The 18,617-nt window shown below is 55.5% G+C and carries 20 protein-coding genes and 1 pseudogene; all 21 read left to right on the plus strand.

The genetic code is table 11. From position 1 onward, the window contains the following. Positions 1-207: 207 nt before the first annotated feature. The 21 genes and pseudogenes from D3H35_RS14885 (at position 208) to hag (ending at position 18,567) form a co-directional block, all read left to right on the plus strand. The gene (locus D3H35_RS14885; RefSeq protein WP_119150084.1) at positions 208-408 is read left to right on the plus strand and encodes a hypothetical protein; all 201 of its coding nucleotides are present in this window, start codon (positions 208-210) and stop codon (positions 406-408) included. Positions 409-425: 17 nt separating this feature from the next. After that, positions 426-3,020, plus strand: a complete 2,595-nt coding sequence (locus D3H35_RS14890) for a stalk domain-containing protein (RefSeq protein WP_233567945.1) — start codon at positions 426-428, stop codon at positions 3,018-3,020. 161 nt (positions 3,021-3,181) lie between these two features. Continuing rightward, positions 3,182-4,360 carry a sensor histidine kinase gene (locus D3H35_RS14895; RefSeq protein ID WP_119151165.1) on the plus strand — a complete coding sequence of 393 codons (1,179 nt, stop codon included), beginning with the start codon at positions 3,182-3,184 and terminating at the stop codon, positions 4,358-4,360. Further along, positions 4,350-5,072 carry a response regulator gene (locus D3H35_RS14900; RefSeq protein ID WP_199728525.1) on the plus strand — a complete coding sequence of 241 codons (723 nt, stop codon included), beginning with the start codon at positions 4,350-4,352 and terminating at the stop codon, positions 5,070-5,072. The genes D3H35_RS14895 and D3H35_RS14900 overlap by 11 nt, the downstream gene beginning before the upstream one ends. 156 nt (positions 5,073-5,228) lie before the next feature. Next, entirely contained in the window at positions 5,229-5,783 is a 555-nt protein-coding gene (locus D3H35_RS14905) for an RNA polymerase sigma factor (RefSeq protein WP_267901421.1), read from the plus strand. Then, positions 5,780-6,409, plus strand: a complete 630-nt coding sequence (locus tag D3H35_RS14910) for a hypothetical protein (protein WP_119150088.1) — start codon at positions 5,780-5,782, stop codon at positions 6,407-6,409. Before D3H35_RS14905 ends, D3H35_RS14910 begins: the two co-directional genes overlap by 4 nt. Positions 6,410-6,426: 17 nt before the next feature. Continuing rightward, positions 6,427-7,533: a hypothetical protein gene (locus D3H35_RS14915; protein WP_119150089.1), complete on the plus strand. Its 1,107-nt coding sequence runs from the start codon at positions 6,427-6,429 to the stop codon at positions 7,531-7,533. Further along, positions 7,533-7,802: a LiaI-LiaF-like domain-containing protein gene (locus tag D3H35_RS14920; protein WP_119150090.1), complete on the plus strand. Its 270-nt coding sequence runs from the start codon at positions 7,533-7,535 to the stop codon at positions 7,800-7,802. Before D3H35_RS14915 ends, D3H35_RS14920 begins: the two co-directional genes overlap by 1 nt. Further along, positions 7,796-8,314 carry a hypothetical protein gene (locus tag D3H35_RS14925; RefSeq protein WP_119150091.1) on the plus strand — a complete coding sequence of 173 codons (519 nt, stop codon included), beginning with the start codon at positions 7,796-7,798 and terminating at the stop codon, positions 8,312-8,314. Before D3H35_RS14920 ends, D3H35_RS14925 begins: the two co-directional genes overlap by 7 nt. Positions 8,315-8,509: 195 nt before the next feature. Next, positions 8,510-9,034: a hypothetical protein gene (locus D3H35_RS14930; protein ID WP_147355852.1), complete on the plus strand. Its 525-nt coding sequence runs from the start codon at positions 8,510-8,512 to the stop codon at positions 9,032-9,034. 188 nt (positions 9,035-9,222) lie between these two features. Next, complete coding sequence (locus D3H35_RS14935; protein ID WP_119150093.1) at positions 9,223-10,173, plus strand: hypothetical protein; 951 nt, start codon at positions 9,223-9,225, stop codon at positions 10,171-10,173. After that, positions 10,140-11,495, plus strand: a complete 1,356-nt coding sequence (locus D3H35_RS14940; RefSeq protein WP_119150094.1) for a helicase-related protein — start codon at positions 10,140-10,142, stop codon at positions 11,493-11,495. The genes D3H35_RS14935 and D3H35_RS14940 overlap by 34 nt, the downstream gene beginning before the upstream one ends. Beyond that, positions 11,489-12,301 carry a ComF family protein gene (locus tag D3H35_RS14945; RefSeq protein WP_119150095.1) on the plus strand — a complete coding sequence of 271 codons (813 nt, stop codon included), beginning with the start codon at positions 11,489-11,491 and terminating at the stop codon, positions 12,299-12,301. Before D3H35_RS14940 ends, D3H35_RS14945 begins: the two co-directional genes overlap by 7 nt. Before the next feature lie 641 nt (positions 12,302-12,942). Beyond that, positions 12,943-13,206 carry a flagellar biosynthesis anti-sigma factor FlgM gene (flgM, locus tag D3H35_RS14955; RefSeq protein ID WP_119150097.1) on the plus strand — a complete coding sequence of 88 codons (264 nt, stop codon included), beginning with the start codon at positions 12,943-12,945 and terminating at the stop codon, positions 13,204-13,206. 24 nt (positions 13,207-13,230) lie between these two features. Continuing rightward, the gene (locus tag D3H35_RS14960) at positions 13,231-13,725 is read left to right on the plus strand and encodes a flagellar protein FlgN (RefSeq protein ID WP_119150098.1); all 495 of its coding nucleotides are present in this window, start codon (positions 13,231-13,233) and stop codon (positions 13,723-13,725) included. Between the two features lie 42 nt (positions 13,726-13,767). Continuing rightward, positions 13,768-15,326, plus strand: a pseudogene (gene flgK, locus D3H35_RS14965) (flagellar hook-associated protein FlgK). A gap of 30 nt (positions 15,327-15,356) precedes the next feature. After that, positions 15,357-16,295 carry a flagellar hook-associated protein FlgL gene (gene flgL / locus D3H35_RS14970; protein WP_119150099.1) on the plus strand — a complete coding sequence of 313 codons (939 nt, stop codon included), beginning with the start codon at positions 15,357-15,359 and terminating at the stop codon, positions 16,293-16,295. A gap of 41 nt (positions 16,296-16,336) precedes the next feature. Next, positions 16,337-16,903: a DUF6470 family protein gene (locus D3H35_RS14975; protein WP_119150100.1), complete on the plus strand. Its 567-nt coding sequence runs from the start codon at positions 16,337-16,339 to the stop codon at positions 16,901-16,903. 58 nt (positions 16,904-16,961) lie between these two features. After that, a complete protein-coding gene (fliW, locus tag D3H35_RS14980) occupies positions 16,962-17,384 on the plus strand; it encodes a flagellar assembly protein FliW (RefSeq protein ID WP_158594126.1) in 423 nt (140 codons plus the stop codon). A gap of 2 nt (positions 17,385-17,386) precedes the next feature. Next, positions 17,387-17,617, plus strand: a complete 231-nt coding sequence (gene csrA, locus D3H35_RS14985; RefSeq protein ID WP_119150102.1) for a carbon storage regulator CsrA — start codon at positions 17,387-17,389, stop codon at positions 17,615-17,617. Positions 17,618-17,736: 119 nt separating this feature from the next. Next, positions 17,737-18,567, plus strand: coding sequence for a flagellin Hag (gene hag, locus D3H35_RS14990; protein WP_119150103.1), 831 nt, complete (start codon positions 17,737-17,739; stop codon positions 18,565-18,567). Positions 18,568-18,617 lie beyond the last annotated feature (50 nt).

Here is an 18,617-nt window from a genome sequence, read left to right on the forward strand (position 1 = left end):
AGCGAGGGTGAAGGTGCGGGGGAGCGACGAGAAAAAGACGTCAATATATGAAGTGTTGAAAGAGGATAACGCCGTATGTCGACATAATGAGCCGATTTTAATTGTTGAGGAGTGTAACTTTTCGCCCTTCCGGGAGTCTATTAAATTAGGAGTTTCTAGGAGACTAGTCTCTTGTCCTAAATTTGAATGCATTCATAGGAGAACATCATGCGCAATTATTCGTCTCACCCGCTGCGTTATTCGTATCAAGACGCGGCGGAGTTCGTCGCAACGTCATCCGGCGCCGGGCAGGCCGGCAAGTCGCCTCATCTCCCTTATTCCCGTAATTATGCCCATACTCGCACTCGTATTTCGAAAATCGTCATCCCCTTCATGCTGGCGGAATACTCGCAACATCCGTTCCGCTGAACGCAGGCTGGCTCGCCGTGCCTGTCGCCCATGCGGCCGACGCCAAAGCGGCAACGGTAACCTACAAGCTGGTCAAGCAATCCGAAGCAATCGTCACCTCCGGCGTGAAACAAATCAATTACGCATGGACGCCTTCTGTCGCCGCCAAGACGACCGAGATGCTTCACGTGCTTCAGATCGACTTAACTAACAAGTACGTCAATCTGAACGCAATGGCCGGGAAAGCAGGCAGCGTGACGACGGGGCAGTCCGTTACCGCCATGGCGAAGGAGACGGGCGCCGTCGCCGGAGTGAACGGAGACGTATTCAATACGGCTACCGAAGGCGCTCCGATGGGGGCGCAGATCGAGTCCGGCAAGCTGGTCGTCAGCACATCCCAACTGAAAGGGATGTATGCCTTCGCGCTGACGAAGGACAAGAAGCCGGTGATCGATCTGTTCACGTTCCAAGGCACCGTCACTGCTGCGGGCGGAGCGACTTTCGCACTCGCGGGCATGAACAAGTCGGCCTACAAGACCGAGCCGGACAAGGCTTACAGTCACGTAGACGCGCTTTACATGTACACGAGCGATTGGACGGCGTCGGAACGGCCGACCGCCAGCGCGACGAAAGCGACGGAGGCGCTCGTTGTGAACGGCGTCGTCACGGAGGTATCCGCTTCCGGAACGCCGATCGCGACGCCGATTCCGGAGAACGGATACATATTGCGCGGACACGGCAAGGCCGCGGCCTTCATTACCGGAAGCCTCAAAGCGGGCGACAAAGTAACTTCGACCTACACCCTGAAATCGCAGACGACCGGCGAATCCTATAAGGAGTCGGATTTTCAGATGATGGTCGGCGGGCATACGATTCTTCTCGACCAAGGGAAAGCGGCTGCGTTCTCCCGGGACATTAACGGCGTCAGCGGCTCGGCCGATCGGGCGCGGACGGCCGTCGGCTACTCGAAGGACGGCAAGACCGCATATCTTGTCACGGTCGAGGAGAATGGAGGCCGCGAAGGAGTGACGCTCAAGGAGCTTCAGCAGATGCTCCTGCAGCTTGGCGTCTGGAAGGCGGTCAATCTCGATGGCGGAGGATCGACGACGATGGTAAGCCGTCCTCTAGGAGAGTATACGGCTTCCTTGACTCACCCGACATCGTACGGAACGACGCAGCGGCTCGTTTCGAACGGAATCGGCGTCTACACGACCGCGCCGAAGGGGACGATCAAAGGGATTACCGCCACCAGCGGCGCTACTACGTTGTTTATCGGACAACAGACCACGTTTCAAGTGAAAGCGTACGACAGCTACTATAATCCGGTCGACAAGCTCGGATTTGAGGCGACATGGAAAATAAGCGGCGGAATCGGCACGTTCAAGGATGGCGTACTGACCGCCGCCAAAGCCGGCAAGGCGACCGTGTCCGTCAAAGCGGGGACCGCCAGCAGCGAAGTCGGCGTCGAAGTCATCGGCGCAAGTCAAATCGAGCGGCTTACCGTCGACTCCGGTTCGGTCATTCTTCGCCCCGGGGCGGTTATCTCCGTGCCGGTCAAAGCCCGCTTGAAGGACGGCAGGGAAATTTCCGTCCCCGCAAGCTCGTTGCAATGGGAGTTCAAAGGGTTTGAAGCCAAAGCAAGCGGCGGCAAGCTGACCGTTACGAGCGTAGAGCCGGGCATTACGGCGGGCTACGCTATTGCCCGGTACGACGGGCTCGGAACGGCAGCCATTCTGGCTCCGGGCTCCGAGAAGGTGTTGGCGGACTTCGAGGATGCCGCTACTCCCGTCAGCTTTAGCGCCTTGCCTGCGGAGACGACCGGCACAGCTTCTATCATCGGCGGCGTTCCCGGACGCGAGACTTCGAACGTACTCAGCCTCTATTATGACTTTACTTACGGCAAGGGCAGCCGCTTCGCCTATGCGAACCTGCTCGGCGCGGACGGCAAAGGCATCGCGATCGACGGCAATCCGAGCGCTCTTACTCTCGATGTTCTGGGAGACAGCAGCTTTAACTGGATTCGCGGGGAATTCGTCGATTCGAAGGGCAAGCAAGTGCTCGTCGACATTGCCCGGACGATCGATTGGTCGGGATGGAAGTCGATCAAGGTCGATCTTACGAAAGCGAGCTTGACTACTCCGGCACGGCTTACGAAGCTGTACGTCGTTAATTTGGAGCAGGACCAGGACGAGCGGGCCCTCCAAGGAGAGCTAGCCTTCGACAATGTCGCGATTCAGTACCCTCCCGCCGCATACGTGCCGGTGAAGCCGACCATCGTTCTCGGCGTCGGCAAGAAGCAAGCAACTTTGAACGGCAAGACGATTGAGCTGACGACGGCCCCTTTTACAGTCAACGGTGTCAACTACTTGCCGCTTAGATTCGTCGCCGACGCATTGGGTGCCCAAGTGTTCTGGGACAATGCGGCCAGAAGGGTGACCGTGCTTCGCGAGGACTCGATCATCGAGCTGTGGGTCGGCAATTCGGAGATAACGGCGAACGGGGTCCGCAAGAAAGTAATCGCCGCTCCTATCAACAAGAACGGCAGCGTTTATGTGCCGGTTCGCGTCATTTCCGAGCAGCTCGGCCAAACCGTCGGGTGGGAGCCGAAGACCAAAACGATAACAATTCGTTAATCTTTCCCTCAAAATCTCTGCTTCGACTCGACGGAAGTAAGAAATATGATATGATGGGAACATGATCTAAATCGGCCGCAAGGCCTGTCCATACTAGGATGAAGGACAGGCCCGACCGGTGCGGAAGCTGGTCTTCCGTCATGCAAGAGGGAGTCGTTGGCATGGAATATCACGTGGATCAAATCGATCGAGTCATCCAGAACGCTATCAGCGTTATGGAAGACAGCAAGGTGCAGGTATTCGAAATTTGCGAATCCGCCCGCAGGGAGCTGCAGACTCTTAGTCAAGATCTCGAAGAGGTGCTGCGCGAAACTTCCGAAGCGATCGATAAGGTCGATTTACTGGAGCGGAATTACCGGCTCGCCCGTATCCGCCTGACGGAGGTAAGCCGCGATTTCGTTCGCTACACCGAACAAGACATCAAATCCGCTTATGAAAAAGCGACTCAATTGCAGCTAGACTTGATGGTTTTTCGCGAGAAAGAAACGTATTTGAGAGCCCGGCGCGACGAACTGCAGGCAAGGGTCAAAAATTCCGAATTATCGATCGAGCGCGCGGAGACGATCGGTTCTCAGATGAACGTCGTGCTCGATTATTTATCAGGCGATTTGACTCAGGTGACCCGCATACTCGAATCCGCCAAAAACCGCCAGCTGATCGGTCTCAAGATTATTCTCGCCCAAGAGGACGAGCGCAAACGGATAGCCCGGGAGATCCACGACGGGCCCGCCCAGTCGCTCGCCAATCTGGTCATGAGAACGGAAATTGCGGAAAGAATGCTGGAAACCCGCGATTTGGAGGCCATTCGGGCGGAGCTTATCGATTTGAAATCGCAAATCCGGCTGGGACTGGGGGAAATTCGCAAAATCATTTTCAATCTCCGGCCGATGGCTCTTGACGATCTGGGGCTCGTTCCGACGCTCCGCAAGTTCGCTCATGACTTCGAGGAGAAGACGAGCATTCGATCGACGTTCGAGACTTATGGCAAGGAAACCCGAATGTCATCCGCTATGGAAGCGGCCATGTACCGACTCGTTCAAGAGGCGTTCAATAACGCTCTCAAGCATGCCCACCCTACGTTCGTTAAGCTGGAAATGGGGTTTTTGGGCGATATCGCGTATATGGAAATCGAGGATAACGGCGTCGGCTTTCATGTCGATCTGATCGAATCCCGTGCGAAGGTACACTCTCATTTCGGTCTTATGGGCATGAGAGAACGAGTGGAATTATTGCAAGGAATCATAGAGATTTCATCCGTTGTCGATCAAGGTACCAAAATTCGGATCGAAGTCCCGATAAAAGCGGAGCCAGGAAAGGAGCTTGGAGTACATGGAGAGTAAGGCGCCAATCGCGAAAATCAAAGTTCTGCTCGCCGACGACCACCAGTTGTTCCGGGAAGGCCTGAAGCGAATTTTGAACATGGAGAACGACCTGGAAGTTATCGGCGAGTGTGGAGACGGTATTCAGGTTCTCGAATTTTGCAACCGTTTCAAGCCTGACGTCGTGCTGTTGGACATTAACATGCCTGTGGAAAACGGCGTGGTGGCAACGGAGCGGCTTCGCGACATTTTTCCGGAGATTAAGGTTATCATTCTATCGATTCATGACGACGAAAGCTACGTGTTCGAGACGCTTCGCAAAGGGGCTACCGGCTACCTGTTGAAGGACATGGAGGCGGAATCGCTTATCAACGCCATTCGTACCGTAGCCGAAGGCCATGCGTACATTCATCCGAAGGTAACGGGCAAGCTGATCAACCAGCTTCGCCGCATGACGTATCTCGACGAGATCGGCGCCACTTCGGGGGCGGCGGCCAGCCGGGAGACGGTTACCAAGTTCATCCCGCGCGGCAACAATCCGCTTACCCGCCGCGAGGCGGAAGTACTGCGGCTCATGGCGGAGGGAAAGAGCAACAAGACGATCGGCGAGCATCTGTTCATAAGCGAAAAAACGGTCAAGAACCATGTCAGCAGCATTCTGCAGAAGATGGAAGTCGACGACCGTACGCAAGCCGTTATCAATTCTATCAAATGCGGCTGGGTTACACTCTAAGAGGCATTCTACATAAAGCAATAAGGTTCGCGGTTTCCGGTCGCATATTGGCGGCTTCGGGGATCGCGAATTTTTTTTATAGAAAAGTGCAGGGTTCGGCGGTATCGGCGTCGTCTATTAATTGGAGAGGAGGGGAAGACGATCGATTCGGCATGGATTACGCGCGTGCAAGACGGCGATACGGAAGCGTTCCGCATTATCGTGGAGCACTATCGAGATCCGTTGCTCAGGCTGTTACTGCCCATTGTGGGGGACGCCAAGGAAGCCGAAGACGTGCTGCAAGAGACGTTCGTCCGCATCTTCCTCTCCCTCCGCGAATACAGGGGCGAAGGATTCGTTACCTGGATTTCCCGCATCGCGGTTCGTCAAGCAATCGATTGGCGGAGAAAAAAGGGGCGAAGGCGCGAGACGCCGGAAGCCGACGTAGAGCTTCGCGCGGAGATGGTCGGAGCCGCCGCGGGCATAGGGCTCGCAGCGGCGGCGGAGTCCCCGGACGAACGGTTGTTGGAGCGAGAACGAGTCGATAGATTCGCCGATCGGCTCGGAAGGCTGCCGTCTCGCTACCGGGATGTGGTGCAGGCCTATTACGTGGAAGAAAAAAGCTACCAGGAAATTGCCGATCGGGAGGGCATTGCCGCCAAAACGGTGGAATCGCGGCTGTACCGGGCCAGGCGTTGGATGAGAGATCACTGGAAGGAGGAACCGGAATGAACGGGGGAAGCGGCTGTGCGGCATGCGGATACATCGGAGATTGGCAAAGGTACATAGCGGGAGAGGGAGAAACGTCGGAGCGGGAAGCGGCGGAAGAACGGCTTGAGCAGTGCGAGGGCTGCATGGACGCTTATATCTCTGCGGTTGAATGGCTGGAGACAGCCGAAGCGGAGAGCAGTCGGCCGTATGGCCTGCTTGACCAAGCTTGGGTAGACCGGACGATGGCAGCCGTGCGGCATGCGGGTGCCGGTGCAGGCGACGACACGGTCGCTGCCATTGTGCTGGAAACGACCGCGGTTGGTCATGCGCCATCGGATGCGACGCAGCCGACATTGACAGCTGAACGGCGGGCTGCGGCTCGCGGCGGTTCTTCCTTCCGGGAGCCTTGGCGGCGCAGAGCGGCGATTCATTACGCGGTGGCGGTCGGCTTGACGCTTGTCCTATTGCTGACGGGGGGATTTCATCAATTGACCGGCGGCTTAAGCAAGCCGGTGGCCGAGCAAGGGGTGCTGCGACCGGAGCAAAATCAAGGCGGAAAGCAGAGTCCTGGCGGCGAACCGGAAGCTTCATGGTCGGACCGAATGGTAGACCGGACAGTCGCCTGGCTGGATAAGCTTCAAAAATAGACGGGGAGGACCGCGACATGCAACAAAGAGTTCTATTAAGTATTATGCTGGGATGGATTCCAGGGCTCGGCCATCTTCTGCTCGGAAGAATCGGTCGGGGGATTTTGTATCCTGCTGGCTTTGTAGGTACGTTGTTTCTTGGCGTCGTGGCAACGGATGACGCGCAATCCATCGGCCCTTTTGTTTTATCGGTGATCTTTGCCGGAGGGCTGTGGATCGTCAATATGGTCGATTTGTGGAAATACGTTTTTCGGCGGGGAGGCTCTCCGTCGCTTGGGAGGGATGCACAGTCCGTGCAGGGTGCGACTTCGATTACGGCAGCGAACCCGGACAACGAGCTAAGCAACGAGCGGTTCGCTACGGCGCTGCTGTCGGTTATTCCGGGGCTCGGCCATTTCCATATGGGGCTGATGACACGCGGCCTGACGCTGCTGCTATCCTTCGTGGGCTGGATCGTCATGACGTTTTTTATCGCGATTTTTACGGAGCAGGAAGGGTTCTTCGTCTTTTTGGGCGCGCTGCCGATCCTATGGCTGTACAACATTTTCGATGCGATGAGGCTGATCAATTTGAAGCAGAGCGGGGAGAAGCTGGAGGACCGGTCGCTGTTCGAGGACTGGGAGCAGGTTAGGGAGGACGGCCGGCGCAGCAAAATGGTGGCGATGCTCCTGTCGCTTTTTCCGGGCGCGGGTCATCTGTACTTGGGCTTGCAGCGGCGGGGAATCCAACTGATGGGGGCGTTTCTCTTCTCGATTTATATACTGGATTCACTGCGATTGAATTTGTTCTTCTTCCTGATTCCTCTGCTCTGGTGTTTCGCGTTTTTCGACGCTCTGCAGCTGGCTTCGCGTTGGCAGCGCAATCCGGAGGAAGTGCGCGACGTTCCGTTGGTGGATAAAGTGTTGAACCATCAAAGATGGCTCGGATTGGCGCTGCTGGCGCTCGGTCTGTACTACTTGGCGGACCGCTTTCTGGTCGACTGGCTGGAGAGGGAATTTCCGAAGGCGGCGGTAGGCTATTATTTCCGCGAATATACGCAGACGGCCGTCGTTGCGGTGCTCTTAATAGGCGGTGGAGTTCGGCTCCTGTTCGGAAGCAAAAAGGAAAGGGGCGAAGCCGCTTGATGAAGCAAAATGCCGAAGGAGGTACGTTGGCGACGGCGGGAGGAAGCTTGTCCGGCGCGGCTAACGGGGCGGAGCGCCAATGGCGGGTGGGAACCTGGTCGATGGGAATCGCGCTGCTGGCCGCTGGGTGCTCGTTGTTGGCGCAGTCGCTGGGGGCGGACAAGGACGCCTGGCTTTCATTGTCGCTTTGGTGGCCGGTGCTTTTCATCGTCTTGGGTGGTGAAATATTGGTGTTCCTGGCTTTGCAAAAGCAGCAAGCCCCTTGTTGAAGTTCGACGGACTGAGCATTCTGCTGATCGGACTGATTGGGACGGTCGGCCTCGGATTGGCTGCATTCGAGCAGAGCGGGGCGCTGGATGAATTTCGGCATTTTTTGCGGTCGGAGGAACGGCTGCTTGAGGCGCCGGCGCTGCAGCGGGAAGTCGGGCCCGACGTACAGCGGATCGTGATTCGGACTGACGGGGGCGGATATTGGCCTATATACGCCGATGCGGTGGACGCTCGCGAGTTGAGCGTGTCGGCTTTCGTCAGAGCATCGTTCTTGCCGGGGGAACGGGATCCGTCGTGGCTTGCCTCGCTTTTGTCGGAGGAGCGGGTCGGGGATACGCTGTACGTAACGGTGAGACGGCCGCCCGCTTCGAACGGGCTGGACGAGGCGCCTTCCCGGTTCGACGTGAGAGTCGTTGCGCCAAAGGACGTTAAAGTCGAATTTCATACATTGGCGCATGAGCTGGAGCTGCGGAATAAGCCTGAAAAATGGGAGGTTCCTACGGAACGGTAGCTGTTCCGGTACGCATAATCCGACGCTTGGGCGCTAACCGGAACTCTCGCCTCCTTTGCGGCATATGATGCTGAAAAGCGCGATTGAACGAGCGACGCAATGCGTCTCGCTTTTCGGTCGCCTAACGTGCGGCCGATGCGCGGGGCGTTTTGCGTTCTTCGCGTGAAGGCCAGCCTAGCAAAGGAGGTGGCCGCCGTGATTCCCGAGCTGTTGTGGATAATCGGCTTTTACGCAGCGGCCGCGGCTTTGACTCATAGCGTTTTTCGGCGTCATTCGGGCGGAGACCGACGTCACTATGTGCTGGTCGCGGGCAACCACCAAATGCAGATCGAATGGTACGTCAGGTCTTTGCAGCAATTTTCCCGCCGGACGGGAATGGATATCGGCATTACGGTCGTGCTTGACAATTCGTCGGACGACACGGGCAAAATTATGGAACGGTTCGCTCGCCGGGGGGATGGAGTCGGATTGATTCGGGCCGAGGAAGTGAAGTCCAGCGCAGAGTGGGAGCGCTTACGCTTGGGGGAAGCCTCGGGGCCGGAAGAGCATTCGGAGCATCGGGGAAGCGCCGCGGAAGGGGCGGGGGGCTCGGAAGCCGGCGCTGGGCGCAAGCAGGTGCTTAGCGAGCGTCTCGCGGCATTGGGAGCGCTGCAAGCGTCTCCCCAGCAGGTATGGGTAGAGCTTGCTTGTGAGGACGATGTGGCACGATTGCCGCGGTAGGGGCTGGAGGATAGGCTTTTTAGCAAGAGCGAGGTTGCCGGATGATGAGGCAAGGTGTACAATCGTTTTACAAGTTTTCGAATGAACTCGGGTGAAGCACGCTCGCGGTTCGTCTGTCTACACAGGCGGCTGCAGAGCGTGCTTTTTTTTGTTCGAGTCGGAGAGGAACAAGGAGGAGGCATTGGGCGATGAGGGCGGTGTTATATGCGGTGCTCACGGAAGAGGGGTGGGTTCCCGGATGGTCGGTTGCATGGGAGGTGGATTTGGGGTATTGGCTGGAGGAGGAGTTTCGGGCCGGAGTCCGTTCGGAGGGGACGGGGTTCGCTGGCGCGGGAATAAAGGGGAGGGCGATGGCGAGGCTTAAGGAGCCGATACCGCTAGGGCTTGCGGAAGCGGCCTCCGATTGGCTGGCAGAACGATTTGAGGTTCATGGAAGGAAGCGGGACAAGAGCCAAAAAGGTATTCGAGATGGATCGCTAGAGGGATTAAGGAAAGAAGAGAGGCGCAGCTTGGAGGAAAACGGCGATCGGGCATATTCGGAGAATGTGGAGGAATTGCTGCAAGAGGCTCTTCGCGCGGCTTATTTCGCGGAATCCGGGGGAAGTGCCGGGCTGACGACCGAGCGGAGCAGCAGCAAAGCGGACGTATTCGGGAACTTGTCGATGGCGATGGAAACAATGCTTTGCTCAGCCGGAGGTAATGGAAGCCGCGAGGGGATGTTCGAGGAGGGGCGAACGCTTGCGAAGTTCGCCCGCATGGCCTCGGAGCGCTTGCAGGGCCGCTCGCTCCTGCAGGAAGAAGCGGCCCCGCTGCTGGCGCAGGCGTTGCCCGCGGGCGGCGGCTTCGCCGCGGCGAAGCGCGCGCTGCAGCTCGCCGCGCTTCTAGGCGCCGTGCGGCTGACAGCCGCCGTGGCGCCGCAGCCCTTGCAGGCCCCCGGCCGGGGCCGCTGCGACGCGCCTTCGGCGCGTTTTTCGCCTGCGCGGCTGGCGGCCGCGGGGCCGTGTCTTTGCGCTGCCGCCGTTGCGGCGGCGGCTCAGCGCAGCTGCGGCGCACATGGTGCGCCGCTTGCGGGCGGCGATGCGCTTACTGCGAAGCGTGCCTTACGATGGGGAGGAGCCGCGAATGCGGGCTGCTCGTAATAGGCACGCTTGAACGGGAGCGCAGCGTCTCCCGCCCTGCTGCCGCGAATGCGGGCGAGCTCGCCGCGCGTTGGGGGCTTAGCCCGGCACAGGCGGAGGCCGCCGCCGCGGCTCTCAACTTCCTCGCCAGTCCCGGCCGCTGGCTTCCGCCTTTCAGCCCTGACGCGAGCGTACTTTCCTCCCTCGCTGGTCCCGGCTACAGCCAGCTTCGGCCTTCCAGCTTTACGCTGCAATCGCTAGTTGCGAAGCGGCTTGCCAATCTTCTTTCGTCGACATTCGGTCGTCGGAATGAACGATCCCGACTCTCCGGCCGGACTTTTCTCCTCTGGGCGGTAACGGGCGCGGGCAAGACAGAGATGATTTTTCCGCTCATCGATTCCGTTCTGGCCTCGGGAGGCCGAGTGTTAATCGCCACACCCCGGCGCGATGTCGTGCTTGAACTCGCTCCCCGATTAAGCAAAGCCTTTCCAGACGCAAAAAGAGCCGTTCTGTACGGAGGGAGCGCCGATAAATTCGCAAATGCCGAATTGACCTTGGCGACGACGCATCAATTGCTCCGGTTTCAAGGCGCGTTTGATCTTGTGTTGATCGACGAATTGGACGCGTATCCCTATCATAACAATCCTATGCTGCACTATGCGGCGGCCAAGGCAGGCAAGAAGGCCGGAGCGACTGTGCTGCTTAGCGCCACTCCGCCGGCTGAATTGAAGCGGCAAGCCGTTCGCGGGAAGCTCCCTCATGCGAGAGTACCTGTCAGGCATCACGGCTTCCCTTTGCCGGTACCGAGGCGCTTGCCCGTTCCGGGCGCAGCCCGATGGCTGCAGGCTGCCAAGCCTCCGCACAGGCTGTTGAAGGCGCTTGCCCAATCTTTGGATCGAGGCGCCCAGGTTTTTCTGTTTGTGCCGGTTATTCGATTCGTGGAGCCGCTCGTCGAATTGCTTCGTCTTCATCTGAGAATTCGTCCCGACTCCATCCAGGGAACGTCCTCCGAAGATGAAGCCAGAACGGATAAAGTAGATTTATTTCGGGAGAAGAGAATACGCCTTCTCGTGACGACCACGATTTTGGAGCGGGGAGTGACGATTCCGAAAAGCGACGTATTCGTATTGGATGCGGATAAGCCGTTGTTCGACGCGGCTGCGCTTGAGCAGATGGCGGGACGCGCCGGAAGATCCCGCGACGATCCGGCAGGCCGGGTTTATTTTGCCGCTTCTTCCTGGACAAGCGCCCAACGCAAAGCTTGCCGCGAAATTCGGGGGATGAATCGGGAGGCGGTACGCAAAGGGTATCTTTCTGCAAATGGGAGGAGAGGCGAATGCTAGGGTGGGTTCATATCGGCAAGTGGTTTCGTCCGGCTGCCGAACCTTGTCTGCTGTGCGGCCAATGGCTCCGTTCAAGCCCGTCCGAACGCCGTTCCGTCCCTGTGCGTATGGAACAGCCTCGGCGAGTGCTTATGCAGTTATGCGACGCTTGCATGGCTTCGATTCCATGGATTCGGCGACCGATATGCTTAACTTGCGGCCGTGCCGAAGCTTGCGGAGATTGCGCGAGGAGAAGAGAGACGCATTTCGTTCGAAGCCGAAGCGCCGTTCGTTACGACGCCTCCATGAAGGCTTGGCTCGCGCTCTACAAATATCGAGGGCATGAAAGACTTGAGCTCCTCTTGTCCGCTATGCTCGCCTTTGCTTTCGAGCGAATGTGTCTTGAACGGGGAGTCTCGGTCCGTCAAGCAAGTTCTTATTTTCATGCCGTCGTGTCTGTACCCCTAGCGGATGAACGGTTGGAGGAACGCGGATTCAATCAAGCCGACCGAATGGCTTCGGCGTTGGCGCGTTGGTACGGTTTGAAGCACGAGCATTTGCTGAGCCGGCTTCATCACACCGAGAAGCAGAGCCTCAAGTCTCGGCGAAGCCGGATGCTGGACATGCAAGGGAATTTCGCGCTCTCCGCTTCGAGCGGGAGACTCGCAGTCCTCCGCTCGTCCGAGCTGCGCCGCATTGTGCTGATCGACGACATTTTTACGACGGGCAGCACGATGAACGAATGCGCTCGCGTTCTGCGAATGGCCCGCCCGTCTTTCGCAGAGTCGGATATACAGGTGTACGGAGTGCTATGGGCACGGTCTTGATTCCGGGATTGAGGACGGAAGTCGCAGGATGAATCGCATGAGACATGTCAAAAATGCATGCATTTTTCTTCTACATCTAGTACAATTATCATAACGAAGCTCGAACAATGTCAGAGATAGGAGGGAATTCGTTATGGATTTGGCTAACTGCCCCGCTGCGGCAAGCTGTTTGCCCGCCATTTTCGCGATGTTTGTCCCGACTGCTTGAAAAGGCTGGAGAAGGAATACGAGGCCTGCGTAGACTACTTGCGAGATCACAAGGGCGCAACTATAAACGAACTGTCGGAAGAAACGGAAGTTACCATCAAGCAAATTACCCGTTTCATTCGGGAAGGACGCATTTCTTTGGTCGGGGCGCCGAATTTGTCCTACCCTTGCGAAGTGTGCGGAATCCTTATTCGAGACGGCACTATGTGCGATTCCTGTCGCGGGCGATTGAATCGCGATGTCAAGAATGCGACCTCCAACGATAATCCGAAGGCTTCTTCGGCGGCCCAAGATTACCGTTCCGGCGGCGCGTACCGGATTGGCGATAGGCTCCGAGACAGAGATTAACGTTTTCTCTCTAAATAATTTTATAAACCTGACCGATAATATAATTATAGATTATCGGTCTTTTTTATTTGTCGAGGTGATATGCCATGAAAATTAACGAAACAAGGCGCGTAGGAGCAATCAATCCTTATCAAGCGAACAACGGACAACGGACGGAGTCGAGCGGTCGCAAGCGTCAGACGGACAACGTCCAATTCTCGTCCGAGGCGATGGAGATGCTGGCTCAAACCCGGTTGAACGGCCCTGAAAGAACGCAAAAGCTCGAGGAACTCAAGCAATCCGTTGCGACCGGCAGCTACCATGTCGACGCGGGTAAGCTTGCGGAAAAGCTGCTCCCTTTTTTCAAATAAAGAGCGGACGGATGTGACTGCATAATGATTCGAGAATTGATCGACATCCTAGATACGTTGCAGTTGCAGCACGAGCAGCTTATCGATCTGGCCGAAGCGAAGAAGGAAGCGGTCATGGGCAATCAGCTGGATAAGCTGACCGAAGTGACGTCGAGAGAATCCCGGCTAGTGAAGCAGATCGGGGAGACCGAGCAGCGCAGAGTACTGGCGACGGCCTCGATTTTGCGCAAGATGGGGCTTAAGGCTACCGCTCGGACGACTTTGTCGGATCTGATCGTGTACGTAACGACCGCTTCCGACAAAGAGAAGCTGACGGAGGCTGCTCGGAAGCTGTCCGCCCGGGTTCAAACTCTTAAGCGGCTCAACGATCAAAACATGGCGCTTATCCAGCAAGCGAAGGATTTCAATGATTTTTCGCTGGATTTGCTGACGGGCGGCAACGAGCCGGATTACATCTACGCCAAACCGTCCGTTCCGGGCAACAGGCCGAAGCCCAATTTGTTCGATTCAAGAGCGTGATTGCCAATATGATCTATTAAGGATAGAAACGGGGAATCGCAGATGAGATCGACCTTTCACGGGCTGGAGACGGCCAGGCGCAGTCTGTTCACGCAGCAAGCCGCGCTCCAGACGACAGGACATAACGTTGCCAATGCCAATACGGCGGGTTATTCGCGCCAGACGGTCAACATGGTGGCCACGAGGCCGATCGAAGCGATCGGATTGACTCACTCAACGATACCGGGGCAGCTCGGCACCGGCGTGGAGTTCAACTCTATTACACGGATACGCGAAAGCTTCTTGGATAACCAATTCCGCAACGAGAGCCAGAACAACGGGAACTGGTCCGTTCGGTTAGATACTTTGCAGAAGCTGGAGACGATCGTGAACGAGCCGTCCGACTCGGGTCTGCGGTCCATTCTGGACAAGTTTTGGAGCTCCTGGCACGATCTCAGCGAAAGTCCGGAAGATTTGACGGCACGGAAGCTCGTTCGGGAAACGGCCAACGCGTTAACGGACGCATTCAATCAAACCAGCAGGCAGCTGGAGGAATTGCGCGCCGATCTTTCGGAGAATATCGAGGTTAAGGCGTCGCAAATGAATACGGCCGTTCAGACGATTGCGGAGCTGACGAATCAAATTCGCCGTATTGAAGGTTTCGGGGACAATGCCAATGATCTCCGCGATCAACGAGATGTGTTGGTCGACGAGCTGTCGAAGATGGCTAACATAACCGTCCGGGAAACTTCCGACGGCTATCAGGTTTCGTTGGGGTCTCAGGTTCTCGTCGAGAACGGAGAAGCTAATCCCGTAACGGCGGACGGCTTGACGGGCAGCTTCGGGGCGATCTGACCGGCGGTGAAATCTATGGAATGATCATGTCGCGGGATCAATACGTGACGGATTATCAGGCTCAGTTGAACACCATGGTGAACGGATTGGTCAACGGCGATATCGAGATTACCATTCCCGCGGGATCTGTGCTGCCGGAAGGCACCGTGCTGAATGGTATCACCTATAACGGCAATAATCGCACGCTTGCCGCCGATCTTACGGTCACCGTCAAAGGGCTGAATGGGCTGCACCAGCTCGGCTATACCGCTCAAGATCCGCTGAAGGCGGGAGGGGCGTTCTTCGTCTCCAAGGACGGCGGACCTTTGACGGCAGGCAATATTCAAATTAGCTCAGACATCTCGGCCGACGCTTCTAATATCGCCTCTTCTATGCGCACCGTTACGAGCGGCGGGACTGAATCGGTCGTGAAGGGAAACAAAGATTTGGCTATGCTTATTTCCCAATTCAACGATACGAAGATCAACTTCGGCACGGTGAACGCAGGCGCTCTTACAGGGAAGGGCACTGTCAACGATTTTTTTCGCTCCATCGTCGGCCAGCTCGGTATCACGACGCAGGAAGCGCAGCGCCAATCCGACAATTCGAAGATTGTCGTGGACCAGGTCGATTCCCGCCGGCAATCGGTCAGCGGGGTTTCGCTCGACGAAGAGATGGCGAATATGATCAAGTTCCAGCATGCTTATAACGCTGCTGCGAGATTTATGACGACGATTGACGAGACGTTGGACAAGATTATTAATAGCATGGGAACGGTAGGCAGGTAAGAGCTTGATTAGGGAGCGAGGTAAACCAATATGATGGGTCGCGTCACGCAAGGCACCATAACGTCGCAACTGCTTCGCAATATTAATAAGAATTTAAGTCAGTCCGCCGGTCTTCAGGAGAAGCTGTCAACCGGCCGCAATATTAATCGGCCGTCCGACGATCCCGTCGGAATCACCTACGCACTGCGCTATCGGAGCGACCTGTCCATTAACGAGAGGTTCCAGTCCAACGTAGATTCCGCAACATCGTGGCTTTCTTTTAACGATACAATGCTTTCTCAGGTAACCGACGTTCTCCAGCGGGTCAAGGATCTTGCGGTTCAGGGCTCCAACGACACGAACCCTGATGTGGCCTTGAACAACATCGCCGATGAGATTACCCAATTGAAGGAGCAATTGGTCGATATCGCCAATAGTCAGTTCAAAGGGAAATACGTATTTAACGGCCAATTTACGGACAAGCTTCCCTATGATCCGTCCGGAACCGCGGAGAACGTCTTAACCGATACCGGCAAGATCGACTACATTGTTAATACGGGTGTTCAACTGACGGTCAACTTGAGCGGCAATGCCGTCTTCGGTTTTCCGCCTGCTTCGTCCGGGGTCGCCGTTGCGCCGCCGAATTCGAATGAAGACGACAATGTGTTTCACGTGCTGGATCAGATGATAACAAGCCTTCGCTCCGCCAATACGACGGGCGTATCGGCACAGTTGGGGCCGCTTGAATCCCGTTTGAACAAGGTGCTTACCCAACGCGCCGAAGTGGGAGCCCGAATAAATCGAGTCGAATTGATGGAAGCCCGGCTCAAAGACTTGAATCTGAATCTGGAGACGCTTCAGTCGAAGACGGAAGATGCGGATCTGGAAGACTTGATCATTAGATCCAAGGTGAACGAGAATGTCTATCAAGCTTCCTTGTCCGTCGGCTCGAAAATCATTCAGCCGACGCTGGTGGATTTCTTGAGGTAGTTCTGAAGCTGCTATTTCAGTGATACGGAGGTGGATGGAGCTTGAACGACTTGCGGTTGTCTATTCGTCAGACGAATGCCCAGATAGGGATCAACACCCAGTGGGCCAGTCAGGACAGGCAAGCCCCTTTGGGCGAGCAATCCATCCGACAGCCGATGGCCAAGATGGACATTCGACAGCCCATGGGAGAGCTGACCATCGACTCGACGGCTGCTTATATCGGATTGGGCCAAGGGCCGCATCTTCAATTTATGAACTCCATATACAGTCAATCGGAGAGCGTACTCCTGCAAGCGATAGCAAAAATCGTGGCAGACGGCAACCGAATGGCGCAAATCACCAATCCGAACAACGCGTTTGCGGAAATAGCGAGTCGGGCCATCCCGACTTCAAGTCCCTACCAATATCTTGGAGATGCCTCGTGTCTGAACGTGAAGATAAATTACAAGGCGAATGCTCCGATAATTAATATCGAGGCGCAGAGCCCTCAAATAGAGTACACGCCGCGCTCTCCGGAAGTTCAGTACAACCCGGGCTCGGTGGAAATTTATTTGAAGCAGAGGAATTCCATCGATATTCAAGTTACCCAGTACGATCTATATCAATAATCAAAACGAATGCTATAGCGGATGCTATAGCATTATGTGTTTAGGAGAGGGTCGATTCATGATACAGCTGCTGCACGAAAGGGTTGTGCAATTTAAAGGAAGCTTGCTGGGCTTCGAAGAGCTGAACGAGTTTTCCATTACCGCCGTGGAAGAAGACAGCCCTTATGCTTATATGCAAAGTCTTCAGGATGAAAGCATCGGCTTCTTGGTAGCCACTCCGTTTATTTTTCATCCCGACTATACGTTTGAAATCGAGGAAAAAGACAAAACTTTACTTGAACTGAAGTCGCAGGAAGAAGTCGCGGTGTTCAATTTGGTAACGATCAAGGAGCCCTTCACGCAGTCTACTGTTAACTTGCTTGCTCCTGTAATTATCAATTTGACGAACGGACAGGCCAGACAAGTGGTGCTGCCGCCCAAGTCGAATTACGGAACCTCCGAGCTTTTATTTAGAGAAATCCCCGAGAAAAGCGGTGAGTAGCTATGCTGATATTGACTAGAAAAGAAGGCCAATCCATTATCATCAATAACAATATTGAGATCCTTATCTCTTCTATTGACGGCGAACAAGTGAAAATCGGGATTAACGCGCCTCAAGAGGTTCACATTTTGCGCAAGGAAGTGTACGATGCCGTGCAATTGAGCAATAAAGCGGCCGTTAGCGCAAAAATAGATACCAGCACATTAAAAAAGCTGCCGAACCCCAAAAAATAGCAGAGGTTAAATTAAAAAAAGCTCTAAAATGATTGTCGTATTATGCCGATATAGAGTGTAAGGCATGAAGCCTACTCCACATGGAAGTGGAAATTTAAAATTTCAAGGAGGAAACACAAATGATTATCAATCACAACCTGCCAGCACTGAACACGCACAGAAACCTGGGCATCAACACTAACGCAACGTCCAAATCTATGGAGAAGCTCTCTTCCGGTCTTCGGATCAACCGCGCTGGCGATGATGCAGCTGGTCTTGCAATCTCCGAAAAAATGCGCGCGCAAATCCGCGGCTTGGATCAAGCTTCCCGTAACGCGCAAGACGGTATCTCCCTGATCCAAACGGCTGAGGGTGCATTGAGCGAAACTCACTCCATCCTGCAACGTATGCGTGAGCTGGCTGTTCAAGCAAGCAACGACACGTACACGACGGCTGACCGCGCTAAGTTGGGCGCAGAGGTTACGCAACTGACGAAAGAAATCAACCGTATTGCTTCCCAAACGGAATTCAATACGAAGAAACTTTTGATCAGCGGCGGCGGCGCTAGCGCAATCAACTTCCAAGTTGGAGCAAACTCCGGACAACAAATTCAACTGTCCATCAACAAAATGGACACGAGCTCGCTCGGAGTAAGCGCGTTTGGTTCCCAATTCAGCGCTAACACTTCCACTGCGTTCGGTTCGATCATCGCAGCAATCAACAGCGCAATCAACAAAGTTTCCAGCGAGCGCGCTAACCTTGGTGCTTACCAAAACCGTCTGGAGCACACGATCAACAACCTCAACACGTCGTCTGAGAACTTGACGGCTGCTGAATCCCGTATCCGCGACGTGGATATGGCGAAAGAAATGATGAACTTCACGAAAAACAACATCCTCAACCAAGCTGCACAAGCTATGCTGGCGCAAGCAAACCAATTGCCGCAAGGCGTTCTTCAACTGCTTCGCTAAGCAAAGATAGTCAATTTCAAGAAAAAAAGCCAACCGAATTTAAGGTTGGC

This window comes from Cohnella faecalis, from assembly GCF_003570905.1.
Taxonomy (GTDB): domain Bacteria; phylum Bacillota; class Bacilli; order Paenibacillales; family Paenibacillaceae; genus Cohnella; species Cohnella faecalis.